The organism is Burkholderia sp. AU44665 (assembly GCF_030504405.1).
GTDB lineage: Bacteria > Pseudomonadota > Gammaproteobacteria > Burkholderiales > Burkholderiaceae > Burkholderia > Burkholderia semiarida.
On record NZ_JAUJRI010000021.1, the window covers coordinates 1 to 26,009 of the forward strand.

Here is a 26,009-nt window from a genome sequence, read left to right on the forward strand (position 1 = left end):
ATCAACTCCGGGTCCAGATTCAAGCCCTTGCCCGGTTCAATCGTCACTTCTTCCTTGCGTTTGCGTGGCATAAAGTGGCTCCTTGGTCGCCAGTTTATGCCTCACACACAAAGATTCGGATAGGCTCGGCACATGCACGCGGCCCGTACGCGGCGACACGGGATGCGCCGCGGGCTCGACCGGCGACACCGGCGCGGACGTCGCCGCCTTCGCCGCGTCGATCAACGTCTCCTTCTTGCCGTCCCACCCGCGATGCGGATTGAAGGCAGTCAGCGACATATTCCGAGGGAGAACATCGTTCCTCGAACAGGCTGTACACGCGAAGAACAGGAAAACAGAAACCAATTGCATGAAGCCAATACGGTTGGCAGCAGTCGGACGTAATTGATTTCGCACGATTTCGAATACCCACGCAAGAAAAGCGAACCCATTATCGCCCCGCTCATTATGGTGCCCACGCGCGCGACCAGCGGGTCCATCCGGTTTTTTCCGGGTGATATCATTGGCCCCCGGCAGTCGCACCCGACCGAGAAATACCGCGGCCTCGGCTTGGCTCGCCGACCGAACGCGACGCGATCCATTCGGGCCATTGCCCTACAATTCCTGACTGTGCGTACCGCCCCGAACTGGTAGCATGCGCACCGCTTCGCACGAAACGATGCGTTCGCGGAACACATGATCGTTCCCCTTTAAATGCCCGCGCGTGCCCCGCCGCACGGGAAGCCAGATTGAGCCCCATTTCCCCGCAACACCCCGGCCTCGCCCCGCGCGACCCGTTGCAGTAACGTTGGAGTGGCGCACCTCGCGCCTGCAAGCATGAAGAAATCGAAGCAGCCCATCCATTCCCCACGCGACAAGGACCGCACGGCGCTCGTACGCGCCGGCGCGTGGCTGCTGATGGCCGGCCTGCTGTATCTGCTGTGGCCGTCCGCCGAAACCGCCTACCTCGCGATGGAGTCGGTGATCCGCTGACGCGCACGTCCCCGGACGCACTACGCTATACTGCCGCGATGGAAACCCGACCCGCCTCGCCGATCGTGCATTGCTGGTGGCGCGCCTGACCCAGGCGGCCCGTTTCCTTTTGCATGTCCCAAACGTGATGCCGCCAGCGATGGCGGCATTCGCGTTTCTGCGCCGACATCATGGCTGGCGGCCTCGACAACCCGGAGCCAACGACGACCATGACTCACCCCGCCCGCCCGACCATTCTCACCGGCGACCGCACGACCGGCCCGCTGCATCTCGGCCACTACATCGGCTCGCTACGCGCACGCGTGCAGATGCAGCACGAAGCGCGGCAATTCCTGCTGCTCGCCGACACGCAGGCGCTGACCGACAACATGGGCCGCCGCCAGCGCGTCACCGAGAACGTGATCGAGGTCGCGCTCGACTACCTCGCCGTCGGCATCGATCCGGCGATCTCGACGATCGTCGTGCAATCGCAGGTGCCCGAACTCGCCGAGCTGTCGCAATACCTGCTCAATCTCGTCACGGTCGCGCGCCTCGAACGCAATCCGACCATCAAGGAAGAAATCCGCCTGCGCGGGTTCGAGCGCGACATCCCGGCCGGCTTCCTCACCTATCCGGTGAGCCAGGCGGCCGACATCACCGCGTTCAAGGCGACCCACGTGCCGGTCGGCGACGATCAACTGCCGATGATCGAGCAAACCAACGAACTCGTGCGCCGCTTCAACGCGACCGTCGAGCAGCCGGTGCTGGTCGAATGCGAGGCCGTGCTGTCGTCGGTCACGCGGCTGCCGGGCATCGACGGCAAGGCGAAGATGAGCAAGTCGCTCGGCAACGCGATCACGCTCGGCTCGACGCCGGACGAGATCGCGCAAGCCGTGAAGGACATGTACACGGACCCCAACCACCTGCGCGTGAGCGACCCGGGCCAGGTCGAGGGTAACGTCGTGTTCACGTTCCTCGATGCGTTCGAGCCCGACGTCGCGAAGGTCGACGAACTGAAGGCCCACTATCGCCGCGGCGGCCTCGGCGATAGCGTGGTCAAGCGCGTGCTCAACGAGCGGCTGCAGGCGCTGATCGAGCCGATCCGCGCGCGCCGCCGCGAATTCGAGGCCGACAAGGCCGAAGTGATGGCGATCCTGAAACGCGGCACGCTGCATGCACGGGAAGTGGCAGGCGCGACGCTCGCGGAGGTGAAGGGTGCGATGGGGTTGACGTATTTCGACTGATACGTTCCGGCGGCATGCGTTGACCGTCGGCATGCCGAGTAAAGCGATATCGCTCGGGACGTGGGACTCCGACGCAGTCGAAAACTAGCGGCCGCGGGGCCTCACCACCGTCACGGCCGCTCGCGCCCCACCCCCGCCGCATGACACACGGCCTCGATCCGGTTGCCGGCCGGATCGACCAGGAAAGCCGCGTAGTAGTCGCCGTGGTACTGCGGCCGCAAGCCCGGGGCGCCGTCGGACTGGCCGCCCGTCGCGAGCCCTGCGTCGAAGAACGCATGCACCTGCTCGCGGGAAGCAGCCTTGAAACACCAGTGCCGCTTGCTCGCCCCGATTTCGGCGGGGTCCAGATACACCGCCAGAAAAGTCGACTCCGGGTCATTCGCGCTGCAACGTTCGCCATAGCCGAGCGCGTTGGGCCGGTCATAGACCTTGGTCGCGCCCAGCGCAGCCATGACGGCATCGTAGAAGGGGCGTGCCAGGTCGATGTCCGGAACACTGATCGACACGTGATCGAGAAGTTGCATGGTATGGGCTCCATTGAACGAGCCCGAGTCTACACAACCGTTCCCGGCCCGGCCGATCAACCTTACCGACGACTGCACTACCGACCGCGCCGCCTACGTGATCTGATACGTCGACGCCGGCACGAACTCCTCCGGCATCGGCCGATCGCCGAGTTCGAGCACCGACCGCTCGATCGTGCGCGTGATCGCATCGAGCGCGAGCGCATTCGGCGCGAGCCCGAACGGTTCGGCCACTTCGTTCGCGATCGCTTCGAGCGCGATCAGCGTGTACGAGATGAACACGCAGATCAGCGGCGTGAAGAACTCCGTCGAATCGACGAGCCCGAACGGCAGCAGCACGCAATACGCATACACGGTGCGATGGAGCAGCACGCTGTACGAAAACGGAATCGGCGTCGACAGGATGCGCTCGCAACCACCGATCGACTTGCCGAGCTCGTCGAGTTGCGTCTCGAACATCCAGCAGGCCGTGTCGCTGGCGGGCGCGCGGCCCAGCGCACGGACGATGCCGCCGCGCAGTTCGTCGAGGATCGCGACCGGCTTGTAGCATTTGCCGCCAAGCGCCGCCGCGCGTTCCGCCCCGAGAATGCGCTGCAGATCCGCGGTCGGATCGGTATGACGCAACTGATGCTTCAACGCATACGCGAGCGCGATCAGCAGATCGGCGAGCCGGTTGCGCTCGGCGTCGCTCACGCCGTCGGGCAGGTAGCGATGCAGTTGCGACGTTACCGCGCGTGCGGCGATCAGCAGGTTGCCCCACAGATGCCGCGCTTCCTTGAAGCGCTCGAAGCTCGCGTTGTTGCGAAACCCGAGGAAAATCGCGAGCGCGAGCCCGAACAGCGTGAACGGCGCGGTGTTGAGCGGAATCTTCTCGCCGAAGATGCGCCCGTTCGTGAAGACCGCCAGCGTGCTGACGATCGCCATGAACACGAGCTGCGGAATGATCGATTGCAGCACGGAGCCGTTCCATACGAACAGCATCCTGAGCCAGTTCTGTCGTGGTCTGACGATCATGATGTTTTCTCGACTGCCAAAGGAATGCGCAACGCAACCCGTTGCGCCCGCACCCGATGCGCAACGGCCCGCGCGTGGCGGGCCGCTTTCCGTCGGGCACCGTGCCGGGCGCCGCGCCGCGCGTGATGATACGCGAGCGCCGCGCCCCGTCACCTCGCGTGCCGCTCAGTGATAGCCGATGTCGCCCTCGCGCACCTTGCCGCGAAACACGCGATACTGCATCGCGTTGTACACGAGGATGATCGGCAGCACGATCACGGTGCCGACCAGCGCGAACAACTGGCTCGAATGGCTCGACGACGCGTCCCAGATCGTCAGCGACGGCGGCACGATGTTCGGCCAGATGCTGATCACGAGCCCCGTGTAGCCGAGGAACACGAGCGCGAGCGTCAGCAGGAACGGCGTGGCCTCGTGCGCACGCTTCACCGCATGGAAGATGCCCCACACGCACGCGACGACGAGGACCGGCACCGGCAGGAACCAGCCGAGGTTGCCGCTGCCGAACCAGCGGTGCGCGACGGCCGGCAGCCCGATCACGGTCCACAGGCTCACGACGCCCATCACCGCGAGCAGCACGCCCGTGAGCGGCTTCATCAGCAACCGCATCTTGCGCTGGAGTTCGCCGTCGACCTTCAGGATCAGCCAGCCGCAGCCGAGCGTCGCATAGGTGACGAGCACGCCGATCCCGCACAGCATGCTGAACGGCGACAGCCAGTCGAACGGCCCGCCCACGAAATGGTTGTTCTCGATCTTGATGCCCTGCAGCAGCGAACCGAGCACGATCCCCTGGCAGAACGCGGCGAGCGCCGAGCCGCCGATGAACGCGAGATCCCACATGTGCTGCGTGCGGGTGGCTTTCGCGCGCAGCTCGAACGCCGCGCCGCGGAAGATCAGCCCGACCAGCATCAGCACCAGCGGCAGGTAGTTGGCCGGCAGCAGCGTCGAATAAACGACCGGAAACGCGCCATAGAGGCCCGCGCCGCCGAGCACGAGGAACGTCTCGTTGCCGTCCCACACCGGCGCGACGGTGTCGAGCATCACCTGGCGCTCGGCCTTCGCATCGAAGAACGGAAACAGCAGCCCGATGCCGAGGTCGAAGCCGTCCAGCATCACGTAGATGAACACGCCGAGGCCGATGATCGCGGCCCAGACGACAGGAAGATCGATGTGCATGGTTACTCCGCCTCGGTGACGTTCAGCGGCGTGGACAGCGCGCTCTTGCGCAGCCCCGGATGCCGGTGCAGCTCGATGTACCCCGCCTGGGCGGCCGGCCCGCGCTTCATCAGTTTCATCATGTAGTAGATACCCGTTCCGAATACCAGGAAGTACACGACCACGAAAATCAGCAGCGATACGCCGACCTGCTGCGCGGTGAGCGGCGCGACCGAATCGATGGTGCGCAGCACGCCGTACACGGTCCACGGCTGGCGCCCGACCTCGGTCGTGATCCAGCCGGCCAGCAGCGCGACGATGCCCGACGGCCCCATGCACACGACGAGCCACTGGAACCAGCGCGTCTCGTACAGGCGCCCGCCCTTTCTCAGCAGCAGCCCGAGCAGCGCGGTCAGCAGCATCAGCATCCCCAGGCCGGCCATGATCCGGAACGTCCAGAAGATGATCGGAGAATACGGGCGATCCTGCGGCGCGAATTCCTTCAGCCCGCGGATCTCGCCGTCCCAGCTGTGCGTGAGGATCAGGCTGCCGAGGTGCGGCACCTGGATTGCATAGCGCGTGGTTTCGGCCTGCATGTCGGGCAGCCCGACGAGGTTCAGCGCGGTGCCGCCCTTCTCGGTTTCCCACAGCCCCTCGATCGCCGCGATCTTCGCCGGCTGGTATTCGCGCGTGTTCAGCCCGTGCGCGTCGCCGACGAAGATCTGGATCGGCGCGAGCACCAGCAGCATCCACAGCGCCATCGAGAAGCTGCGCTTCACCGGCTCGTCGCGGCGGCCCTTCAGCAGGTGCCACGCGCCGCACGCGGCGACGATGAAGCCCGCGACGATGAACGCCGCGATCGTCATGTGCGCGAGACGGTACGGAAACGACGGGTTGAAGATCACCTTGAACCAGTCGACCGGCACGACGAGGCCGTTTTCGATCTTGTAGCCTTGCGGCGTCTGCATGAAGCTGTTCGACGCGAGAATCCAGAACGTCGAGATCAGCGTGCCGACCGCGACCATCAGCGTCGCGAAGAAGTGCGCGCGCGGGCTGACGCGCTGCCAGCCGAACAGCATCACGCCGAGGAAGCCGGCTTCGAGGAAGAACGCCGTCAGCACTTCGTACGTGAGCAGCGGCCCCGTGATGTTGCCCGCGACGCGCGAGAACCCGGACCAGTTGGTGCCGAACTCGTACGCCATCACGACGCCGGAGACCACGCCCATCCCGAAGCCGATCGCGAAGATCTTCGACCAGAACTGAAACATGGATTTGTAGGCGGCGTCGCCGGTGACGAGATAGCGCCATTCCAGCACTGCCAGAAAGCTCGCCATGCCGATGCTGATCGCGGGGAACACGATGTGGAACGACACCGTGAATGCGAATTGCAATCGGGCGAGATGGAACGCATCGAAGATTTCCATGACCGTAATTTGCTCGTGGTTTGTGAGGACGTACGCTCGAAGCAGGAAATCGCGCGACGGCTTGGCGGCGACACATGCGAACGCAACCGGCCGCTCGCACGGCATCGAAGCGTGAATGACGATATCGCGTTTGCAACGATACTCGCAATCATTCGGACGTGCGCTGAAACTGTGATGCCCGCTCCGCCAAAGATGTGTGCACGGAAAACACTTTCCGTGCCGGCGGGACGCTCAGCTGTACTGCTTTCCCCGTTGCGGCGCTGTACCTGCGGTGCGCTGTTCGCTCCACTTAACATGTGATGCAACGCCAGCCCGCGGCGGTCGCGTGCCCTTCGGCGCCCCGCCCGGCGGCATCGATTCCCGTCGTTCGGCGCAAGCGCCGAGCCCGGCCGGCCCGCCGGCCGCCCCGCCTGGAGAAACCTGCATGGAGTCCTGCATCCGCCGCGACGATCCGACCGGCAGTACCGCGTGTCGGGTGACGCGCCATCGTGCCGGCGACTCGCGCGACACCGTCGATCGCGTCGTCGACGAGACGCCGGTTGCACTCGTGTTCAACGGCATCTCGCACACGGTCATGATGGCGACGCCGATCGACCTCGACGCGTTCGGCCTCGGCTTCGCGCTGAGCGAAGGCATCGTCGAGCGCGCGTCGGACGTCTTCGATATCGAAAGCGAATGCCGGCCCGGCAGCGCCGAAGTGCGGCTGACCGTGTCGCAGCAGGCGTTCATGGCGCTGAAGGCGCACCGCCGCGCGCTGGCCGGCCGCACGGGCTGCGGCGTGTGCGGCATCGAAAGCATCGCGCAACTCGACCTGCAGCCGCCGCGCATCGCCGCCGCCGGCGCGGCCGCGGGCATCGGCGCCGACGCGATCGCACGCGCGGCCCGTGCATTGCCGGCCCGGCAGACGCTGATGCGCGAGACGGGCGGCATCCACGCGGCCGCGTGGTGCGACCGCGACGGCGCCGTGCTCGACGTGTTCGAGGACGTCGGCCGCCACAGCGCGCTCGACAAGCTGATCGGGCAGCTCGCGCGCCGCCGCGCCGACTGGAGCGCGGGCTTCGTGTTCCTGTCGAGCCGCGCGAGCTACGAACTGGTGCGCAAGGCCGCGCGGGTCGGCATCCCGATGGTCGCGACGATCTCGGCGCCGACGTCGCTCGCGATCGACGTCGCCCGCGAAGCCGGCGTGCGGCTGCTCGGCTTTTGCCGCAACGACGGCTTCGTCGAATACGTGTCGCCCGCTGTCGCGCCCTTCCACTCACCGGCGCCCGCACCGGCGCACCCGGCCCATTCGTCATGAAACACCTGCTCGATTTCGATACCGCGCAGCAGCAATTCGCCGGCGCGTTCGCGCCGCTCGACAGCACCCGGTCCGTGCCGATCGCGCAGGCAGCCGGCCACGTGCTGGCCGCGCCGCTGACCGCGGTGCTCGACCAGCCGCCGGCCGACCAGAGCGCGATGGACGGCTATGCCGTGCGGCACGTCGACCTCGCGCACGGCGAGCCGCTACGCGTCGCACAGTGCTGCTATGCCGGCGACACGCCCGCGCCGCTCGCGCCACGCACGGCCGCACGCCTCTTCACCGGCAGCCTGATTCCGCCCGGCGCCGACACCGTCGTGATGCAGGAGCATGCGCGCGAACAAGCGGGCGGCGTCACGTTCGACGCGCCCCAACGCAGCGGGTCGCACATCCGCCGCCGCGGCGAGGAAGTGCGCGCCGGCGATCGGCTCGTGCCGGCCGGCGTGCGGATGGGCGCGATGCACGTTGGCGTCGCCGCCGCGCAAGGGTTCGCGCGCATCGACGTGCGTGCGGCGCTGCGCGTCGGGATCCTGACGACCGGCGACGAGTTGATCGCGTGCGGCCAGCCGCGCGCGCCGCAGCAAATCTACAACAGCAATGCGCCGATGCTCGCCGCGCTGGTCACGGGAACCGGCGCCGACGTCGCGATGAGCCTGCACGCAGCCGATACGGCGGCGGCCGTCGATCGGGCGTTGCGCGACCTGCATGCGCAGTGCGACCTCGTGATCTGCGTCGGCGGCGCGTCGGTCGGTGACAAGGATCTGCTGCGCCCCGCGCTGGCCGCGCTCGGCGCGTCGTTCCTCGTCGCCGGTGTGCGCATGAAACCCGGCAAGCCGGTCGCGCTCGCGCGGCTCGATGCGCGGCCCGTGGTGCTGCTGCCCGGCAATCCGGGCGCCGCGATGACGGCGTTCGCGCTGTTCGTCGCGCCGCTGATTCGCCGCCTGCAAGGGCGCGACATGTGCCTGCCGGCCGTGCCGTCCCTGCCGATCGACACCGGTTTCGAGCCGGATGCGCAGCGCGAGCGCTTCGTGCGCGTGTGCTGTACGGTGGGCGCCGACGGCGCGCCGGTGCTCGATACGTTGCGCCAGCAAGGCGCCGGCACGCTGCAGTCGCTGGTGCTGGCGAGCGGGCTCGCGCGGCTGCCGGCCGGGTGCACCATCGCGCGCGGCGAGGCGGTACCGTATTACGAATTCGCGCGCTGGCTCGCATGAGCACGACGGCGAATACCCGCCCGATGCGGCGCCTTCGCCCGATTCGCTGTGCGTGCAGCACCTCCCGCGCGGCGAACTGTATTCCTGCCATTCGGGCGCGATTGTGTCTCTGCCGGCGAAACGCCGCGGACTATGCTCACCATGAGGCTCGTCACGACCTGTGCGCCGACACGTCGGCACCCGCACGGCCGGGCGGCGACGCCCCTCCGCTTACTTCATGCAGGCCGACGACCCGATCGTGAATGCCATCGTTTCCGCCGCGCCGGCCGCCGCCGCTTTATCCGGCGGCGCGTCACCCGGCGCTTCTCCCCGCCCGTTCGACACGCTCGGCCGCCCGCTGCGCGACCTGCGCCTGTCCGTCATCGACCAGTGCAATTTCCGCTGCGGCTACTGTATGCCGCGCGAGAGCTTCGGCGCCGACTACGCGTTCATGCCGTCGTCCGAGCGCTTGTCGTTCGCGCAACTGGAAAAGATCGCGCGCGCCTTCACGTCGCTCGGCGTCGAGAAGATCCGCATCACGGGCGGCGAGCCGCTGCTGCGCCGCCACCTCGAAGCGCTGATCGAACGGCTCGCCGCGCTGACCACCGTCGACGGCAAGCCCGTCGAAATCGCGCTGACGACCAACGGCTCGCTGCTCGCCGCGAAGGCACGCACGTTGCGCGACGCGGGGCTGACGCGCGTGACCGTGAGCCTCGATGCGCTCGACGACACGGTGTTTCGCCGAATGAGCGACGCCGACGTGCCCGTCGCACGCGTGTTGGCCGGCATCGAGGCCGCGCAGGCGGCCGGGCTCGCGCCGGTCAAGGTCAACGCGGTGATCGAGCGCGGCGTGAACGACGACCAGATCCTGCCGCTCGTGCGGCACTTCCGGCATACGGGCGTGGCCGTGCGTTTCATCGAATACATGGACGTCGGCGGCGCCAGCTTCTGGTCCGGCGACAAGGTGGTGCCGGCCGCGCGGATGCGCGAACTGATCGACGAGCACTATCCGCTCGTGCTCGTCGGCGAACCGGGGCACGACGCCACCGCGATCCGTTGCGCGCACATCGACGGCGCCGGCGAAGTCGGCTTCATCGCGAGCGTGTCGCATCCGTTTTGCGGCACCTGCTCGCGCGCCCGCGTGTCGGCTGACGGGCAGCTCTATACGTGCCTGTTCGCGACGCAGGGCACCGACTTGCGGCCGTGGCTCGACGGCGCGGTGTCGATCGACGCCCTCGCGGCCGCCGTGCGCGCACGCTGGACGCGGCGCGACGACCGCTATTCCGAGCGCCGGGCCCTACGGCCGGCCCGCGCGCCGGGCAAGACCTATCCGACCGTGCGCATGTCGCTCGTCGGCGGCTGACGGGCCGCCGCCCGATACAGGATGCGCCGCCCACTGGAGAACCTGTCATGACCACCTTCACCGAATCCCGCGCCGGGCTGCCGGACGATCAACTGCGTGCCGGCAGCTCCGTGCCGCCCGTCGACGCGACCGACCGGCACCCCGACGCGGCGCCCGCAATTGCCGCCGGCTTCGAGGTGCGCGTGCAGCATGCGCCGATCGACGCGGGCGCGGAACTCGCGCCGATCGTTCGCAATCCGAATGTCGGTGCGGTCGTGAATTTTATCGGGGTCGTGCGCAAGGAAGGCGACGTCGACGACGTCGTCGCGCTGGAAGTCGAGCACTACCCGACGATGACCGAACAGGCGCTGTGGAGCATCGTCGAGGAGGCCACTGCACGCTGGCGGCTCGAAACGGTCAGGATCGTGCACCGCGTCGGCCGCATTCCGCTCGGCCAGCCGGTCGTGCTGGTCGTGGTGGCCGCCGCGCATCGCGCGTCCGCGTTCGATGCGTGCGAATTCCTGATGGATTTCCTGAAGACCCATGCGCCGTTCTGGAAGAAGGAAATCCGGCACGACGGCGAATCCGGCTGGGTCGAGGCGAAGGCGCACGACGACCAGGCGATGCGGCGCTGGGGCTGACTGCGTTCGCTTCGTGTTTCCGATTCCGCCGCTCCTGCTCGAGACATCCCGATGAAACTGAAGATCAAATACTTCGCAAGCATTCGCGAACAACTGGCAATCGACGAAGAAACCGTCGAGATCGATGCCTGCGAACTCACCGTCGACGCGCTGCGCGGCACGCTGGCCGCGCGCGACGCGCGCAGCGCGGACGCGCTGCGGATGGACCGCCCCGTTCGGGCGGCCGTGAACCTCGAAATGGTGACCGGGGAATTCGTCGTGCGGGAGGATAGCGAGGTTGCGTTCTTTCCGCCGGTGACGGGGGGATGACGGGACGCGCGGGGCTATGCGCTTCGATGCAGCCGCTTCGCCTCGATCGACGCCCCGACCACGACCGCGGTCGTCGGCGCCCGCCGGGAACAACAAAACCGGCACAAGGCCGGCTGTGTCATCGAAGCGCGGCGTACCACGCGCGTCCGTTCACCGCATGCATGCCGCGGCCAGCTTCCCGACCGTGATCACCGCCTGCTCGATCTCCGGCGACCACGGGCTGCTGTAGTTCAACCGGATGAAGTTCCGGTAGTTGTCCGTGATCGAGAACATGTAGCCGGGGCCGATCGTGATCCCCTGCTCCAGCGCGAGCTGATACAGCCGCATCGCATCGACCTGCGCGGGCAGTTCGACCCACAGCACGTACCCGCCCGCCGGGCTCGAAATGCGCGTGCCCTCCGGAAAGAACCGTGACACCATCGCCCGCATCAGGTTCGCCTGCTGCGCATACGCCTTCCGGATCCGCCGCAGGTGATGCTCATAGCCGTCGCGTTCGAGAAACTCCGCGATCGCGAGCTGCGGCAACGACGGCGTCGCCAGCGTATTCAGGAACTTCAGCTTCTCGACCTGATCTCGATAGCGACCCGGCAGTGCCCAGCCGATCCGGTACGCGGCCGTCAGGCTCTTCGAGAACGACGAACAGTGCAGCACGATCCCGGTCCGGTCGTAGGATTTCAGCGAACTCGGATGCGTATCGCCGAAATACAGTTCGTTGTACACGCCGTTCTCGATGATCGGCAGGTCGGCCTTCGTTGCGAACTCGACCAGTTCGCGCTTGCGCTCGTCCGGCATCTGAAAGCCGAGCGGGTTCTGGAAATTCGGCATCACCATGCACGCGGCGATCGGCTGCGACTTCGCGATCGCGGCCAGCGCCGCGATGTCGATCCCGTATTCCGGATGCGTCGCAACCTCGATCGCCTTCATCCCCATCCGCTCGATCGCGTGCAGCATCGCGTAGAACGTCGGCGACTCCACCGCGATCGTGTCGCCCGGCTTCGCCACCGCCTGCAGGCACAGGTTGATTGCCTCCGTCGCGCCGACCGTCACGATGATCTCGTTCGGGTCCACCGACATCCCGTTTTCCAGGTAGCGGCGTGCGATCTGCCGGATCAGCCGCGGATGGCCCGGCGGCAGCCCGTCGGTCACGCCCCACAGCGACTTGTCGCGGCCGGCCGCATACGCGTAGCGGTTCAGCTTCTCGAACGGGAACAGGCTCGGGTCCGGATACGGCGAACCCAGCGGCACCGCGTCGTCCGTGCCGATCGAGCGCAGCGTCGACAGCACCAGCCGGCTCACGTCGACCGACGACGAGATCGCGATCGGCTTCGACGGCCGCAGCTCGCGCACCGGCGCATGGCCGTCGTCGCGCCGCAGGTTCACGAAATAGCCGGACTGCGGCCGGCTTTCGAGCAGCCCGCGGCTTTCCAGCAACAGATATGCGTGCAGCACGGTCGTGATGCTGATCCGATGCTGCTGGCTCGCCTGCCGCACCGACGGAATCCGGTCGCCGTGCCGGTACACGCCCTGGCGGATCAGGCGCTCGATATCGTCCGCGAGTTTTTCATAGAGTTTCATCGTGCCTCTCCTGCCGGCACGCGCCATCGCACCGCTCCGCCGTGTGCGTCCCATACGCACGTGTTGCAGATGCTTCGCCCGCCGACCGGGCCGCCGTGATTCCTGATCTTTCCCTCCGGTTTTGCCTTTTCCATCGCACTGGCTCTCTCTTGAAGATGCGCCGGCAGGGTTCCGATACGGCTGGATCTGCAGCACTGTGCACTTGATGATCGAATCTTAAGAGAAGAACAGTTGGCGGCGAGTACACACATCGAGCGCGCGAACAAGAGTACAGTTCGGCGCGAATCGCGCATCGCGGGGAAACTGTACGTCTTATGAAATGGCCGGACGGCCGGTTGGCCGGCACCGTGCGGCCGGATCGGCCCGGGATGCCCGCCCGCGCATCACCGGCAGGGCGCGCGCCGGGGCGCCGTTGCCGATCGGCGGGCGCCATTCGGTGGTGTTTTCGGAAGTCGCGCGTGCGGTCGACCTGCTCGTCAGCGTGTCCGTGTCCACGTTCGCGCTCGACGACGATGCGCCCCGTACGGCGGCCGGTGCCCGCGCGACGAATCCGGTCCGCCAGCGCGATATCGGGACGCAACACTGGCGCTGCCTGAACCGGTTGTCTGATTTACCGCTGGGTGTGATGGCGCGACAGCGCAGGCAGGTGCTGTCGCTCGTATTCGTCGAATCGGTTGCGCACGGCAAGATCTCGTTCGACGAGCGCGGCGACCTGGTCAAGCCGCCGTACACGCTGTTCCGTGTCGAACAAGGGCAGTGGCGCAGCATTCGCACGGTCGGCGGCGCGTCGAACTGATCGACGCCGAGCGGCAGGCGGCAGGCGGCGTCATCGCGCCGTCTGCTGCCGCTGCACCTCCTGCGCTTTCATCTGCAGATACGCGCCGCGCTCCACTTCATGCAGTTGCTGCGGATACTGCTCGGTCGCGTCGAACCAGCGCGCGAGGCGCTGGTCGAGCGGCTTGTCGAGCGTCGCGAGGTAGGTGTCGATCGCGAGGTAGTAGCGCATCGTGTTGCGCTCCAGCAGCCCGCGCACGCCGCCGATGTACTGCGGCTGCGCGGCCGACGCGCCGCTGGCGGGCGTGAACCCGACCTTGTCGCTGCCGACCGTCGCGAGGTAGGTCTTCATCGCCATCCGGCCGACCGTGCCGAAACCATACGAATACGTGAGGTGCAGGAACGTGCGCGACGTGCCGACCGGCACGGCTTCGAGCGCAATCCGGTAATCCTTCGTGCCCATCGGGCCGCTGTCGGCGGTCAGGTCGACCTGGAAATAATCGGGCGTCGCGGCCGCCACGCGATAGCGGAACTGCACGCGATAGGTATCCGACAGCTTTTGCTCGATCTTGCGGCCGAGGTTCACGTCGAGCACCGGGCCGTTGCCGCCGCTCGACGCACGACAGTACTTCGTGTTCAGGTGCAGGATCAGGACCGCGCACCAGTTCGCGGGGCCTTGCGCGGGATCGTTGAGCTGGCCGTTCACCACCGCGAACGGATAATCGACGACCGCATAGATGTCGCCCTTCAGCGAAGACGACGCTTCCGACGATTCGAGCACCACCGGCCGGTGAAACGCGTTGTCCTTCAGTTGCGCGCCGAGGCTGCGATAGCGCTCGAGCAGCGCGGCCGCGCCGTTCGCGCCCTCCGCGCCGAACGACAGCGCGCTCCAGCCCACGCACACGGTCACGACGAGCGCGCGCCAGGCGCGGCGCGCCAGCCGCATACCGCGCGAAACTCCGGATGTCTCCATGTTGGTACTCCCTGGCGCACGACGGTCGCGCGCATGTGTCACAGAATACGCCTGCCCGCTATGCGGTGCGGCATGCGGCGCGTTCGTCATCGGCCGCGCTTCACCGGCAGCGGCAAGCGCGCGGCGGTGATCCGGATCGGCGTCGCCAGCCATGCGCGATCGTCCCGGCGATCGCCGAACATCTTGCGCGCCGACACCGTACCGGCCGCCGCGATCTGCTCGACGATGAAATCGACGTACCCTGGCTCGATGCCATCGCGATCTCCGGAATCGAAAATTCGTCTGACCTGCGTCGATGCCGTGCCGTTCCACTCATTTGTCGATGCCGAACGCGCTCGACATCTGCCGTGCCCGCTTCACGTCGTCGCCATGCAGATAGATCGACGTCGTCGAGATCGACGCGTGCCGCAGGTTGTCGCGCACCGTCGTCAGCTCCGCGCCGCGCGCCAGCGCGTGCGTCGCATGCGTATGCCGCATCCAGTGCGGGCTCGCCTGGCGCAGCTTGTGCGCGAGCGCCGGGTTGTCGGCTTCGACGGCATCCGCCGTCTGCGCGAAGAAGCGCTGCATCACCTTCCACAGCCGCACGCTCGTGATCGCGGCCGCGTCGTCTTCGGCGAGGCTCGGAATCAGCGGCGTATCGGGCCGCCAGCGCGCCGGCGTGACCGGCAACCGGCGCGCGACCAGATAGCGATCGAGCGCCGTGCGCGCGAGCGGCGGCAGCGCGACGCGGGCGGCCTTGCTGCCCTTGCCGACGACCTTCAGCCACGCGTCGCCGTGCGCGTCCGTCTCGATGTCGCCGAGCGTCGCGCCGACCAGTTCGCTCGCGCGCAGCCCGGTCGCATAGCCGAAATCGAGAATGAAGCGCAGCCGTTGCGCGGCGGCCGGCGTCCAGCCCGACCGCGGCGCACCGTCGGCCGTGCGCTTGCCGAATTCGAGCCCGTCGGCGATCGTGCGGACCAGCAGCCACTCGCCTTCGGTGAATGCGTGCGACGTATCGAGTGCGGTCACGCCGCGCGTGTCGCGCACCTTCACGCCCGCGAACGGATTCGCGAGCAGGTAGCGCTGCTCGATCAGCCAGCGGAACAGCGCGCCGAGCACCGACAGCGTGTACGCCGCCGACCGCGCGGACAACGCACCCGAGAACGGCCGCCAGTCGGGCGCGCCGCGCGGCCGCACGGGCCCGACCCAGCGTTCGTGCGGCGTCGGGCGGCGGATGAACGCGCGATAGGCGAGCGCGTCCTCGGTCGTCAGCGACGACAGCGCGCGGCCGCGCTCGACGATCGCCCACAGGATCAGCCGCTCGGCCTCCTTGCGGTATGCGCGCCGCGTCGCGGCCGATTCGTGCAGCGACAGCCACGCGTGCACGGCCGCGTAATCGTTGTCCGCGTCGAGCGTGCAGGTCGCGCGCGGCGCGCGGAACGTGCCGGCCGAGCCGTCGACTTCGTGCGGCAGCTTCAGGTGTTCCCACGGCACGATGCTGCCGCGCGGCGTCGCGGCGATCAGCGCGCGCGCCCGTTCGGTCAGGTCCGGATGCGCGGCGAAGAACGCCTCGATGCGCCGCGCGCCGGCCATGCCGAGGCCCGCGATCGTGCGCCACCACTGGCGCCGGCGCGGAATCCGCACCGTCAGGTCGGCGAGCGTCGCGATGCCGTGCGCACGCAACGCAACGACCGCGCGTGCCGGCAGCCACAGGCCGACGTCGTCGCCCATCTGCGGCACCGGCGCGCGCGCATGACGCAGCAGACCGATCGCGTCGGTGGCCGCTTTCGCCTCCCGCAAACGCTCACCGTCCGCATGGCCGAGCCGTTCCGCGAGATCGGGGCGGCCAACCTGCCGCGCGACGCGCACGAGGCGGCGGCGAATCGCGCCGATCACGCCGCGCGCGGAGCGCCCGTCGCCGAGCCGGTCGGGTAGATAGCGCTCGACGGCCTGGCGCACGGCCATGCCCGCGTACCACGCGCGCAGCGCGGCCAGTTCGTCGGCATCGGGAAAGCCTGCGGGCGCAGGCGTGGAACCGGGGGAAAGCTGTGAAATGAGGCGCGGTTTCATGGGCGCCAGTTTGACAGAAGCGCGGGCGGCCGGGTACGTCGCGCGCGAACCTCCAGAACGCAACGATGCGCGTGCGCGACCCCGAACCCTCCTCCGGGCATCACGCGAGCGCATCGGACCGTTCGAACCGACCTCAACCCGTGACGACAGGCGTGCGGCGCACTTCGGACAGGTAGATGAGAATCAGCGACACCCACACGATTCCGTACAAAAACATGAAGCAGGTCGTGCGCACGCGCAGCAGGTCGAGCAACATGCCGAACAGGATCGGCAGCAGGAAACCGCCGAGCCCGCCCGCGAGCCCGACGATGCCGGTGACGACGCCCATATTGTCCGCGAAATCGTCGGCGACGTACTTGAACGTCGAGGCCATCCCGAGCGCGAACACCGCACCGAGCACGAAGGTCAGCGCGACGAAGCCGGCCACCGGCATCGCGACGTTCAGCGTCGCGGTGCCGTCGATCGTGTGGATCACGAAATCGGTCGCCGGATACGACAGCAGGAACAGCGCGATCCACGCGACCCACAGCCCCCACCACGTGACCGCATGCGCGCCGAAGCGATCGGACAGCGCGCCGCCGAGCGCGCGCAGCACGGAGCCCGGCAGCGAAAAGCCGGCCGCAAACGCGGACGCCATCACCAGCGACATCCCGTATTCGCTCTTCAGGTACTGCGGGATCCACAGCGACAGCGCGGTGAAGCCGCCGAACGTGATCGAATAGTACTGGCAGAGCCGCCACACGCGCGGGTCGCGCAGCACCTTGAACGAATCGAGCATCGATCCGCCGCGCTTGCCCGCGCCCGGATCGGGCGCCGACGCGAACCAGAAGATCAGCGCCGTGACGAGCAGCGCGACCGCGTAGATGCGCGGCACGACGCGCCAGCCGTACGCGTCGAGCAGCACCGGCGTGACGAACAGGTTGACCGCCGCGCCGCACGTCCCCGCGCCGAACACGCCCATCGCAAGCCCGCGCCGCTGCGGCGGGAAAAAGCGCGCGACATACGGCGTGCCGACCGCGAACGACGCACCGACGCAGCCGAGGAACAGCCCGATCAGCAGGAACTGCCACAGCTGCGTCGCGTAGCTGACGACATAGACGGGCACCGCGCACACGACGAGCAGCACCGTCATCACGATGCGACCGCCGAAGCGGTCAGTCCAGGTGCCGAGCGGCAAACGCATCAGCGCGCCGGTCAGCACCGGCGTCGACGTGAGCATCCCGAACTCGGTGCTGTTCAGGCCGAGATCGGCGCGCAGTTGCACGCCGAGCACGCCGAACATCATCCACACGACGAAACACACCATGAACGCGAGCGTGCTCGCGGCCAGCACCGACCACGCGCGCAGCGGGACGGCCGGCGCGCTCACGACCGGCCCGGCGTTACCTTGTTGAGTTGCCATACGTCAACCTCGTTTTCATTGGACCAGCGGCCCGTTCGCACCGTCGAAGGTCACGCCTTCGACCCGTGCGCCGCCCGCGAGAATCGCCACGTACTGCCGCATCGCCTGCTGCCGTACGCGCGCGGCCAGGTGCGCGGCGATCTGATCGGCTGCTTCGTCGAACGGCACCGCATCGCCCGGCACGCGGCGCTCGATGCGCACGATGTGGAAGCCGAAGCGCGTGTTGACGAGTTTCGGCAGCACGCCGATGCTGTCGGTGTCGAACAGCGCGGCCTCGAATTCCGGCACCGTGTCGCCGCGCAGCAGTTGCCCGAGGCTACCGCCGACTTCGGCCGACGGACAGTTCGACGATGCGCGCGCGACCGTCTCGAACGTATCGGGCGCGGCCACGATGCCGGCGAGCGCCCGTTCCGCGCGCTGCCGCAGCGGCGCGAGCGGCACGCGGTCCGTCATCGCGAACAGCACGTGGCTCGCATAGACGATGTCGTTGCGGCGAAAGCGCGCCGGATGCCGCGCGTAATAGCGCTCGCACGCCTCGCGGTCGGGGTCGGGCACGTGTGTGAGTTCGCGTTCGAGCAATGCGTCGACCGCCGCGTCGTCGAGCGCCGCGCTTTCGTCGAGCAGCGCGAGCGACACCGCGCGCTGCCGCAGCAATTCGCGCACCGCGAGCGCGCGCCGCGCCGCATCGAGCGGATCGGGCGCATCGCCGTGATGCGCGGCTTCGGCCGCGATCGCGTCGTTGCCGATCGCTACGCCGTTGACCGTGAGCGGCGCCGTGACGACTTCGGAGAGAACGTCGTTCATGCAGCCTCCTCAGCGCTTGCGCACGAGCTGGTACGGGCGGATCAGGTACGCGACCGACGCGATCCCGCTCCAGACGTGCACCATCCGCGTGAACGGCGATACGAGGAAGATCGTGAAGCCGAGCAGGATGTGCAGCCGGTACGTGAGCGGCACGCCGACGAGCAGGCTCGCGATGTCCGGACGGAACGTGACGACGCCCTTCACGTAATCGGTGAGCTGTTCGAACATCACGCCGTCCATGTGGCGCGTCGACAGCACGACGGTGCCGAGCCCGAGCGCGAGCTGCACCCACAGCATCAACACGATCAGGATGTCCGACCGGCGGCTGTTGCAGCGGATGCGCGCATCACCGAGGCGCCGCCGGATCAGGATCGTGAGCCCGACGATCGCCGCGACGCCGGCCGCGCCGCCCGCCACCATCGCGACCAACTGGTGTGCGGATGCCGACAGAAACGGCGACACGAGCCAGTGCGGCGCAAGGAAGCCGCCGAAGTGCCCGAGCACGACGACCAGCACGCCCCAGTGGAACAGGTTGCTGCCGAGCCGCAGCATGCCGTGGCGCAGCAGTTGCGACGAATCGCTTTTCCACGTGTATTGCTCGCGGTCGAAGCGGATCAGGCTGCCGACCAGCAATACGGCGAGACAGATGTACGGGTAGATCCCGAACAGGAACTGATGCAAGTAAGCGTTCATGTCATTCCCCAATTGGGCCCGCGCTCACGCGCCGCGGGCCGGCCGCTTGTCGTGGAACCGCACGGTCTGCTCGGTCGACGCCGGCGTTGCCGCGCCGACGAAGCGCACGGCCTCGTCCGCATACGACGCGTCGAGCGTGCGGTAGTCGTCGGCACTCGGCCGCTCGGCGGCAACGTCGTCGTCGGCAGCGTCGGGCGCGTCGGCCGGCGCGAGCCCGGCCATCGGCAGCAGCGCGCCGACGACGAAGCTGTAATGGCTGCCGCGCTGCGCGAGCTGGCCGGCCAGCGCGCTCAGGATCTCGCCGGTTTCGGCGAGCAGCTTGCGGGCATCGGGCGCCGGCAGCCGCGACAGGTATTCGAGAAACACGGGCAGGTAGTCGGGCAGCTCGCCCGGGTTCAGGAACAGCCCGTGCCGCTCGTACATCTGCAGCAGGTCGACCATCGCCTGCCCGCGGTCGCGCGATTCGCCGTGCACGTGCTCGAACAGGTACAGCGACGTCGCGCGGCCACGGTCGAACAGCCCGACGTAGTTCTCCTGCAGCGTCAGCAGATCGCGCTCGCGCACGTACGCAAAAAACCGGTAGAGGCCCGCGCGCACCGCTTTCGGCAAACGCGTGCGCTCGCGCAGGTGCGCGTCGATCGAATCGAGCGCGGCGACCAGCGATTCGTCGGGATAGTCGAGCAGCGCCGCGAGCGCCGCATAGGTCGGATCGGGTGCGGTGCTCGTCATCGGGCAGCCTCGTGAATCGGAATCGTCTTGTTGCCCTTCCTCGGGCTGAACAGGCTCGTCTCGGAACGGCCGTCCGAGCAGCCGTTGCCGAACGAGAAGCCGCACGACGCGCGCAGGTCGTACGCGTTGTCCGCATATTCGCGGTGGGTGGTCGGGATCACGAAGCGATCCTCGTAGTTCGCGATCGCCAGATAGCGATACATCTCCTCGACCTGCGTGAGCGACAGCCCGACCTGGTCGAGCACGCCGCGTGCATCGATGCCGTCCACGTGGCGGGCGCGCATGAACGCGCGCATCGCCAGCAGCCGTTCGAGCGCGCGCTTCACGGGCACCTCGTCACCGGCCGTCAGCAGATTGGCCAGATAGCGCAGCGGGATGCGCAGCGATTCGACGTCCGGCAGGTAGCCGTTCATCCCCAGGTCGCCGCTATTGGCGGCCGCGTTGATCGGCGACAGCGGCGGCACGTACCACACCATCGGCAGCGTCCGGTATTCCGGATGCAGCGGGAACGCGATCTTCCAGTCGATCGCCATCTTGTAGGTCGGCGAACGCCGCGCGGCGTCGATCCACGCGGCCGGCACGCCGTCGCGCTCGGCCTGCGCGATCACGGCCGGATCGTCCGGATCGACGAACAGCGACAGTTGCGCTTCGTACAGATCCTTCTCGTTCGCGGCACTGGCCGCCTCGCCGATCCGGTCGGCGTCGTACAGCAGCACGCCGAGGTAGCGGATGCGGCCCACGCAGGTTTCCGAGCACACGGTCGGCTGGCCGGCCTCGATGCGCGGATAGCAGAAGATGCACTTCTCGGCCTTACCGCTCTGCCAGTTGTAGTAGATCTTCTTGTACGGGCAACCCGACACGCACATGCGCCAGCCGCGGCACTTGTCCTGGTCGATCAGCACGATGCCGTCTTCCTCGCGCTTGTAGATCGAGCCCGACGGGCACGACGCGACGCACGCCGGGTTCAGGCAGTGCTCGCACAGGCGCGGCAGGTACATCATGAAGGTGTTCTCGAACTGCCCGTAGATGTCCTTCTGCACGTTCTCGAAGTTGATGTCCTTCGCGCGCTTCTCGAACTCGCCGCCGAGGATTTCCTCCCAGTTCGGCCCCCACTCGATCTTCTCGAGCCGCTGGCCGCTGATCACCGAACGCGGCCGCGCGACCGGCATCGCGCGCGTGTTGCCGGCTTCCTGCAGGTGCGCGTAATCGAACGTGAACGGCTCGTAGTAATCGTCTATCTCGGGCAGGTGCGGGTTCGCGAAGATCTGCGCGAGCAGCCGCCACTTGCCGCCGAGGCGCGGCTCGATCCTGCCGTCCGCGCGCCGCTGCCAGCCGCCGCGCCAGCGATCCTGGTTCTCCCAGTCCTTCGGATAGCCGATGCCCGGCTTCGTCTCGACGTTGTTGAACCACGCGTATTCCATTCCTTCGCGGCTCGTCCACACGTTCTTGCAGGTCACCGAGCAGGTATGGCAGCCGATGCACTTGTCGAGGTTCAGCACCATCGCGATCTGTGCGCGGATTTTCATGACGTTTCTCCGATGCGAACGGCCTGCGTTGTCGGGTCGCTCGCGGCGTCTTCCCCGTCGAGCCAGTCGATCCTGTTCATCCTGCGCACGATCAGGAACTCGTCGCGATTCGAGCCGACCGTGCCGTAGTAGTTGAAGCCGTACGACAGTTGCGCATAGCCGCCGATCATGTGAGTCGGCTTCAGCGCGATGCGCGTGACCGAGTTGTGAATGCCGCCGCGCGTGCCGGTGATCTCGGATCCCGGCGTGTTCACGATCTTCTCCTGCGCGTGGTACATCATCACCATCCCGGACGGAATCCGCTGGCTCACGACGGCCCGCGCGCACAACGCGCCGTTCGAGTTGTAGCACTCGATCCAGTCGTTGTCGGCCGCGCCGATCGCCTTCGCGTCGTCCTCCGACATCCATACGATCGGGCCGCCGCGCGACAGCGTCAGCATCAGCAGGTTGTCGGTGTACGTGCTGTGGATCCCCCACTTCTGATGCGGCGTCAGGAAGTTCAGCACGCGCTCCGGGTTGCCGTTCGAACGCTTGCCGACCATGTGCGCGTAGCTGCCGGTGTCGATCGGCGGCTTGTATGCGCACAGCGATTCGCCGAACGCGCGCATCCACGGGTGATCCTGGTACAACTGCTGACGGCCCGTCAGCGTACGCCACGGCACCAGCTCGTGCACGTTCACGTAGCCCGCGTTGTACGACACGTGCTCGGATTCAATGCCGCTCCACGTCGGCGACGAGATGATCTTGCGCGGCTGCGCCTGGATGTCGCGAAAGCGGATCTTCTCGTCCGCGCGCGCGGCGGCCAGGTGCGTGTGGTCGATACCGGTGATGCCGGACAGCGCGCGCCATGCCTTCACCGCCACTTCCCCGTTGGTCTCCGGCGCGAGCGCGAGAATCACCTCGGCCGCGTCGAGCGCGGTGTCGATGCGCGGGCGGCCTTGTGCGGCGCCTTGAGCGACCGTGTAGTTGAGCTCGCCGAGCAGCTTCACTTCATCCCGCGTATCCCAGCCGATGCCCTTGCCCGCGTTGCCGAGCTTGTCCATCAGGGGCCCGAGCGACGTGAAGCGCGCATACGTGTTCGGGTAGTCGCGCTCGACCGCGATCACGTTCGGCATCGTGCGGCCCGGCACCGGTTCGCATTCGCCGCGCTTCCAGTCCTGCACGTCGAACGGCTGCGCGAGCTCGCCCGGCGTGTCGTGCGCGATCGGCGCGAGCACGACGTCGCGCTCGACGCCGAGATGCCCGTCGCACAGCTCGGAGAAGCGCTTCGCGATCCCCTTGAAGATCTCCCAGTCGCTCTTCGATTCCCATGCGGGATCGACCGCCGCCGACAGCGGATGAATGAACGGATGCATGTCGGACGTGTTCATGTCGTCCTTCTCGTACCACGTCGCGGTCGGCAGCACGATGTCCGAATACATGCAGGTCGTCGACATCCGGAAGTCGAGCGTGACGAGCAGGTCGAGCTTGCCGCGCGGCGCGTCGTCGCGCCAATTCACTTCCTCGGGGCGCGCGCCGCCCGTCGCGCCGAGGTCCTCCCCTTGCACACCGTTGGTGGTGCCGAGCAGATGCTTCAGGAAATACTCGTGGCCCTTGCCCGACGAGCCGAGCAGGTTCGAGCGCCACACGAACAGGTTGCGCGGGAAGTTGCCGGGCGCGTCCGGGTCCTCGCACGCCATCCGCAGCGTGCCGGCCTTCAACCGTTGCGCGATGTCCGCACCGGCCCGCGACGGGTCGTCCAGGCTCGCGCCGACCTTCAGCGGATTCGCCGCGAGCTGCGGCGCGGACGGCAGCCAGCCCATCCGTTCCGCACGCACGTTGTAGTCGATCGGCGAGCCGTGGAACTGCGCCCTGTCCGCGAGCGGCGACAGCAGCGCGCCCGGGTCCATCGTGTCGTAGCGCCACTGGTCGGTGTGCGCGTAGAAGAACGAGGTTGCATTCATGTGCCGCGGCGGCCGGCTCCAGTCGAGCGCGAACGCGAGCGCGGTCCAGCCGGTCTGCGGGCGCAGTTTCTCCTGGCCGACGTAATGCGACCAGCCGCCGCCCGGCTTGCCGATGCAGCCGCACATGATCAGCATGTTGATGATCGCGCGGTACGACATGTCCATGTGGAACCAGTGGTTGATCCCCGCGCCGATGATCACCATCGACTTGCCCTGCGTCTTGTGCGCGTTCTCCGCGAACTGCCGCGCGACCGAGATCACGTCCGCGCGCTTCACGCCGGTGATTGCCTCCTGCCATGCGGGCGTGTACGGCAGGTCGTCGTCGTAGCTCGCGGCCACGTCGCGCCCGCCCAGCCCCTGGTCGAGCCCGTAGTTCGCGACGAACAGGTCGTAGACGGTCGCGACCAGCATGTCGCCGTCGCGGTTCGCCACGCGCCGCACGCCGATCCGGCGCGACAGCTCGGATGCGTGCTGCGTCGAATTGAAGTGCGCATGCGGCTGGTTGCCGAAGTACGGGAACAGCACGTCGACCACGTCGTCGTGCGCGGTCGTGCACGACAGCCGCGGCGACAGCGCCGCGCCCTTCGACGTCTCGCCGCGCAGGTTCCACTTGCCCTTGTCGCTCGATCCGTCCTTGCCCTGCTGGCCCCAGCGGAAGCCGATCGAGCCGACCGGCACGACGAATTCACCGGTCGCGTCGTCGATCATCACGGTCTTCCACTCCGGATGCGCGGCTTCGTCGAGCGCGTCGTCGAAGTCGGACGCGCGCACGAGGCGCTCGGGCACGTAGCCGTCGCCGTGCGGCACGAGGCGCACGAGCGCCGGCATGTCGGTGTAGCGCTTGCAGTAGTCGATGAAGTAGTCGCTCTTGCGCGCTAAATGGAACTCCTTCAGGATCACGTGCCCCATCGCGAGCGCAAGCGCCGCGTCGGTGCCCTGCTTCGGGTGCAGCCACAGGTCGCCGAATTTCGCGCCTTCCGAGTAGTCGGGGAACACCGACACGACCTTGGTGCCGCGATAGCGCGCCTCGACGAGGAAGTGCGCGTCGGGCGTGCGCGTCTGCGGGACATTGGAGCCCCACATCATGATGAACGTCGAGTTGTACCAGTCGGCCGATTCCGGCACGTCGGTCTGCTCGCCCCAGGTCTGCGGCGACGCGGGCGGCAGGTCGCAATACCAGTCGTAGAAGCTCAGGCACACGCCGCCGATCAGCGACAGGTAGCGCGAGCCGGCGGCGTACGACACCATCGACATCGCCGGGATCGGCGAGAAGCCGACCACGCGATCGGGGCCGTGACGCTCGACCGTGTAGACGTTTGCGGCCGCAACGATCTCGTTGACCTCGTCCCAGCTCGCGCGCACGAACCCGCCGAGCCCGCGCCGGCTCTGGTACGACCGGCGTGCTTCGTCGTCCTCGACGATCGAGCGCCACGCGTCGACGGCGCCCAGCGTGCGGCGGCGTTCACGCCACAGCTTCACGAGCGCGCTGCGCACCATCGGGTGCTTGAGACGGTTCGCGCTGTACAGATACCACGAGTACGATGCGCCGCGCGAGCAGCCGCGCGGCTCGTGGTTCGGCATGTCCGGGCGCGTGCGCGGATAATCGGTCTGCTGGGTTTCCCACGTGACGATCCCACCTTTCACGTAGACCTTCCACGAGCACGAACCCGTGCAGTTCACGCCGTGGGTCGAGCGGACGATCTTGTCGTGCTGCCAGCGCATCCGGTAACCGTCTTCCCACTTGCGGTCTTCGTCTGTGACGGCGCCGTGTCCATCGGAAAAGCGTGGCCTCGTGGTGGAGAAATAACGCAATCTATCCAGGAAATGGCTCATGGGGATCTCGTTTTTCCGGTCTTTTTGCAGACCCTGATTATTTAAGGAGGTGAAATGCCGGTTGTAAAGGACAATCGGATTTCGATCATTTCGCCCTGCTCACCGTGGTCGAACCCATTGTCAGACGGATCCAAATATCACAAGTTGATACAAATCACGGAATCGTTCATCTGCCCGCAACAATGAGGGCAAAGGGAGAGCGCTCGAATCGCGCCGCCTGCTATGCTGCGCGCAACAACCGCGGCCGAACGTGCGCGACCGGCTGTTTCTGCCCGGCCAGGTCATTGCGGGGGTGCCCGTCAAGCCGGACCAGCACGACAGCGTGATCTTCGGCACGACGGACGCGGCCGGCCGCACGGCGAGGATTCGCCTGCCGAAATGGCATCCGCAAAAGAAGTGGGTGTTCAACGCGGTCGTCGGCGACGGCGACCTCGGCGAGTCGTTCCATCTGATCGACCCGGGCGGCCAAAAGGTGCACGCCGGCGTCCCGTATCTGCTAGACGTGGAGAACGGATATCTGCCGTGCGGCCATTCGGATGCGAACGGCGACACCGACTACGCGCAGTCGCGCACGCCGAGCAACGTCGATCTTCCGACAGGATTCCAGACGATCGGCTGAA

General features: G+C 67.3%; 23 protein-coding genes. 9 read left to right on the forward strand and 14 right to left on the reverse strand.

Going from position 1 to position 26,009, the window contains the following annotated elements:
* Window positions 1–36: 36 nt before the first annotated feature.
* The gene (locus QZM15_RS27830; protein ID WP_302107657.1) at window positions 37–279 is read right to left on the reverse strand and encodes a hypothetical protein; all 243 of its coding nucleotides are present in this window, start codon (window positions 277–279) and stop codon (window positions 37–39) included.
* A gap of 537 nt (window positions 280–816) precedes the next feature.
* On the opposite strand from QZM15_RS27830, the gene QZM15_RS27835 reads away from it, so the two are divergent.
* Complete coding sequence (locus QZM15_RS27835; protein ID WP_179231821.1) at window positions 817–972, forward strand: hypothetical protein; 156 nt, start codon at window positions 817–819, stop codon at window positions 970–972.
* A gap of 209 nt (window positions 973–1,181) precedes the next feature.
* Window positions 1,182–2,195 (forward strand): tryptophan--tRNA ligase, encoded by a 1,014-nt coding sequence (gene trpS / locus QZM15_RS27840; RefSeq protein WP_059575188.1) that lies wholly within the window; start codon window positions 1,182–1,184, stop codon window positions 2,193–2,195.
* Between the two features lie 110 nt (window positions 2,196–2,305).
* On the opposite strand, the gene QZM15_RS27845 is transcribed toward trpS, so the two are convergent.
* From QZM15_RS27845 to QZM15_RS27860, 4 genes are all read right to left on the reverse strand, one after another.
* On the reverse strand, window positions 2,306–2,719 hold the full coding sequence (locus QZM15_RS27845; RefSeq protein WP_059574939.1) for a VOC family protein: 414 nt from the start codon (window positions 2,717–2,719) through the stop codon (window positions 2,306–2,308).
* Window positions 2,720–2,812: 93 nt separating this feature from the next.
* Window positions 2,813–3,733 (reverse strand): bestrophin family protein, encoded by a 921-nt coding sequence (locus QZM15_RS27850; protein ID WP_226225527.1) that lies wholly within the window; start codon window positions 3,731–3,733, stop codon window positions 2,813–2,815.
* A 165-nt stretch (window positions 3,734–3,898) separates the two neighbouring features.
* Complete coding sequence (cydB, locus tag QZM15_RS27855; RefSeq protein WP_059574936.1) at window positions 3,899–4,906, reverse strand: cytochrome d ubiquinol oxidase subunit II; 1,008 nt, start codon at window positions 4,904–4,906, stop codon at window positions 3,899–3,901.
* Window positions 4,907–4,908: 2 nt separating this feature from the next.
* Window positions 4,909–6,309 carry a cytochrome ubiquinol oxidase subunit I gene (locus QZM15_RS27860; protein WP_059574934.1) on the reverse strand — a complete coding sequence of 467 codons (1,401 nt, stop codon included), beginning with the start codon at window positions 6,307–6,309 and terminating at the stop codon, window positions 4,909–4,911.
* Between the two features lie 424 nt (window positions 6,310–6,733).
* On the opposite strand from QZM15_RS27860, the gene fdhD reads away from it, so the two are divergent.
* The 5 genes from fdhD to moaD all read left to right on the forward strand — a co-directional run bounded on the left by fdhD (window position 6,734) and on the right by moaD (window position 11,088).
* Window positions 6,734–7,606, forward strand: a complete 873-nt coding sequence (gene fdhD / locus QZM15_RS27865) for a formate dehydrogenase accessory sulfurtransferase FdhD (protein WP_302107658.1) — start codon at window positions 6,734–6,736, stop codon at window positions 7,604–7,606.
* Window positions 7,603–8,817 (forward strand): gephyrin-like molybdotransferase Glp, encoded by a 1,215-nt coding sequence (gene glp, locus QZM15_RS27870; protein ID WP_302107659.1) that lies wholly within the window; start codon window positions 7,603–7,605, stop codon window positions 8,815–8,817. The genes fdhD and glp overlap by 4 nt, the downstream gene beginning before the upstream one ends.
* Before the next feature lie 217 nt (window positions 8,818–9,034).
* Window positions 9,035–10,159: a GTP 3',8-cyclase MoaA gene (moaA, locus tag QZM15_RS27875; protein WP_302107660.1), complete on the forward strand. Its 1,125-nt coding sequence runs from the start codon at window positions 9,035–9,037 to the stop codon at window positions 10,157–10,159.
* Window positions 10,160–10,206: 47 nt separating this feature from the next.
* Window positions 10,207–10,779: a molybdenum cofactor biosynthesis protein MoaE gene (locus tag QZM15_RS27880; RefSeq protein WP_302107661.1), complete on the forward strand. Its 573-nt coding sequence runs from the start codon at window positions 10,207–10,209 to the stop codon at window positions 10,777–10,779.
* Between the two features lie 51 nt (window positions 10,780–10,830).
* The gene (gene moaD / locus QZM15_RS27885) at window positions 10,831–11,088 is read left to right on the forward strand and encodes a molybdopterin converting factor subunit 1 (RefSeq protein WP_226291711.1); all 258 of its coding nucleotides are present in this window, start codon (window positions 10,831–10,833) and stop codon (window positions 11,086–11,088) included.
* Between the two features lie 150 nt (window positions 11,089–11,238).
* Here moaD and QZM15_RS27890 read toward each other — a convergent pair whose 3' ends face one another.
* A complete protein-coding gene (locus QZM15_RS27890; protein ID WP_126365118.1) occupies window positions 11,239–12,663 on the reverse strand; it encodes a PLP-dependent aminotransferase family protein in 1,425 nt (474 codons plus the stop codon).
* Window positions 12,664–13,099: 436 nt separating this feature from the next.
* On the opposite strand from QZM15_RS27890, the gene QZM15_RS27895 reads away from it, so the two are divergent.
* Window positions 13,100–13,459 (forward strand): hypothetical protein, encoded by a 360-nt coding sequence (locus tag QZM15_RS27895; RefSeq protein WP_302107695.1) that lies wholly within the window; start codon window positions 13,100–13,102, stop codon window positions 13,457–13,459.
* 30 nt (window positions 13,460–13,489) lie between these two features.
* Here the strand turns inward: QZM15_RS27895 and QZM15_RS27900 are convergent, their stop codons facing one another.
* The 8 genes from QZM15_RS27900 to QZM15_RS27935 form a co-directional block, all read right to left on the reverse strand.
* On the reverse strand, window positions 13,490–14,410 hold the full coding sequence (locus tag QZM15_RS27900; protein ID WP_302107662.1) for a hypothetical protein: 921 nt from the start codon (window positions 14,408–14,410) through the stop codon (window positions 13,490–13,492).
* A 312-nt stretch (window positions 14,411–14,722) separates the two neighbouring features.
* Window positions 14,723–16,459 carry a site-specific integrase gene (locus tag QZM15_RS27905; RefSeq protein ID WP_302107663.1) on the reverse strand — a complete coding sequence of 579 codons (1,737 nt, stop codon included), beginning with the start codon at window positions 16,457–16,459 and terminating at the stop codon, window positions 14,723–14,725.
* A gap of 133 nt (window positions 16,460–16,592) precedes the next feature.
* Window positions 16,593–17,861, reverse strand: a complete 1,269-nt coding sequence (locus QZM15_RS27910; protein ID WP_059574912.1) for a nitrate/nitrite transporter — start codon at window positions 17,859–17,861, stop codon at window positions 16,593–16,595.
* A gap of 15 nt (window positions 17,862–17,876) precedes the next feature.
* Window positions 17,877–18,665 (reverse strand): peptidylprolyl isomerase, encoded by a 789-nt coding sequence (locus QZM15_RS27915; RefSeq protein ID WP_089466100.1) that lies wholly within the window; start codon window positions 18,663–18,665, stop codon window positions 17,877–17,879.
* 9 nt (window positions 18,666–18,674) lie between these two features.
* Entirely contained in the window at window positions 18,675–19,358 is a 684-nt protein-coding gene (gene narI / locus QZM15_RS27920; protein WP_302107664.1) for a respiratory nitrate reductase subunit gamma, read from the reverse strand.
* Between the two features lie 24 nt (window positions 19,359–19,382).
* Complete coding sequence (gene narJ / locus QZM15_RS27925; protein WP_059574907.1) at window positions 19,383–20,087, reverse strand: nitrate reductase molybdenum cofactor assembly chaperone; 705 nt, start codon at window positions 20,085–20,087, stop codon at window positions 19,383–19,385.
* Window positions 20,084–21,613 carry a nitrate reductase subunit beta gene (narH, locus tag QZM15_RS27930; RefSeq protein ID WP_302107665.1) on the reverse strand — a complete coding sequence of 510 codons (1,530 nt, stop codon included), beginning with the start codon at window positions 21,611–21,613 and terminating at the stop codon, window positions 20,084–20,086. Before narH ends, narJ begins: the two co-directional genes overlap by 4 nt.
* Window positions 21,610–25,389 (reverse strand): nitrate reductase subunit alpha, encoded by a 3,780-nt coding sequence (locus tag QZM15_RS27935; RefSeq protein ID WP_302107666.1) that lies wholly within the window; start codon window positions 25,387–25,389, stop codon window positions 21,610–21,612. The genes narH and QZM15_RS27935 overlap by 4 nt, the downstream gene beginning before the upstream one ends.
* A gap of 250 nt (window positions 25,390–25,639) precedes the next feature.
* On the opposite strand from QZM15_RS27935, the gene QZM15_RS27940 reads away from it, so the two are divergent.
* Entirely contained in the window at window positions 25,640–26,008 is a 369-nt protein-coding gene (locus tag QZM15_RS27940) for a hypothetical protein (RefSeq protein WP_275905419.1), read from the forward strand.
* Window position 26,009: the final 1 nt, after the last annotated feature.

Bases quoted from the DNA above. Each gene is read 5' to 3' on its own strand.
- cydB (WP_059574936.1), bottom strand. From the start codon at position 4,906: ATGCACATCGATCTTCCTGTCGTCTGGGCCGCGATCATCGGCCTCGGC.
- QZM15_RS27845 (WP_059574939.1), bottom strand. From the start codon at position 2,719: ATGCAACTTCTCGATCACGTGTCGATCAGTGTTCCGGACATCGACCTG.
- narJ (WP_059574907.1), bottom strand. From the start codon at position 20,087: ATGACGAGCACCGCACCCGATCCGACCTATGCGGCGCTCGCGGCGCTG.
- narI (WP_302107664.1), bottom strand. From the start codon at position 19,358: ATGAACGCTTACTTGCATCAGTTCCTGTTCGGGATCTACCCGTACATC.
- QZM15_RS27890 (WP_126365118.1), bottom strand. From the start codon at position 12,663: ATGAAACTCTATGAAAAACTCGCGGACGATATCGAGCGCCTGATCCGC.
- narH (WP_302107665.1), bottom strand. From the start codon at position 21,613: ATGAAAATCCGCGCACAGATCGCGATGGTGCTGAACCTCGACAAGTGC.
- moaA (WP_302107660.1), top strand. From the start codon at position 9,035: ATGCAGGCCGACGACCCGATCGTGAATGCCATCGTTTCCGCCGCGCCG.
- moaD (WP_226291711.1), top strand. From the start codon at position 10,831: ATGAAACTGAAGATCAAATACTTCGCAAGCATTCGCGAACAACTGGCA.
- trpS (WP_059575188.1), top strand. From the start codon at position 1,182: ATGACTCACCCCGCCCGCCCGACCATTCTCACCGGCGACCGCACGACC.
- QZM15_RS27835 (WP_179231821.1), top strand. From the start codon at position 817: ATGAAGAAATCGAAGCAGCCCATCCATTCCCCACGCGACAAGGACCGC.
- glp (WP_302107659.1), top strand. From the start codon at position 7,603: ATGAAACACCTGCTCGATTTCGATACCGCGCAGCAGCAATTCGCCGGC.
- QZM15_RS27915 (WP_089466100.1), bottom strand. From the start codon at position 18,665: ATGAACGACGTTCTCTCCGAAGTCGTCACGGCGCCGCTCACGGTCAAC.
- QZM15_RS27900 (WP_302107662.1), bottom strand. From the start codon at position 14,410: ATGGAGACATCCGGAGTTTCGCGCGGTATGCGGCTGGCGCGCCGCGCC.
- QZM15_RS27935 (WP_302107666.1), bottom strand. From the start codon at position 25,389: ATGAGCCATTTCCTGGATAGATTGCGTTATTTCTCCACCACGAGGCCA.
- QZM15_RS27860 (WP_059574934.1), bottom strand. From the start codon at position 6,309: ATGGAAATCTTCGATGCGTTCCATCTCGCCCGATTGCAATTCGCATTC.
- QZM15_RS27830 (WP_302107657.1), bottom strand. From the start codon at position 279: ATGTCGCTGACTGCCTTCAATCCGCATCGCGGGTGGGACGGCAAGAAG.
- QZM15_RS27910 (WP_059574912.1), bottom strand. From the start codon at position 17,861: ATGGCAACTCAACAAGGTAACGCCGGGCCGGTCGTGAGCGCGCCGGCC.
- QZM15_RS27880 (WP_302107661.1), top strand. From the start codon at position 10,207: ATGACCACCTTCACCGAATCCCGCGCCGGGCTGCCGGACGATCAACTG.
- QZM15_RS27850 (WP_226225527.1), bottom strand. From the start codon at position 3,733: ATGATCGTCAGACCACGACAGAACTGGCTCAGGATGCTGTTCGTATGG.
- QZM15_RS27905 (WP_302107663.1), bottom strand. From the start codon at position 16,459: ATGAAACCGCGCCTCATTTCACAGCTTTCCCCCGGTTCCACGCCTGCG.
- fdhD (WP_302107658.1), top strand. From the start codon at position 6,734: ATGGAGTCCTGCATCCGCCGCGACGATCCGACCGGCAGTACCGCGTGT.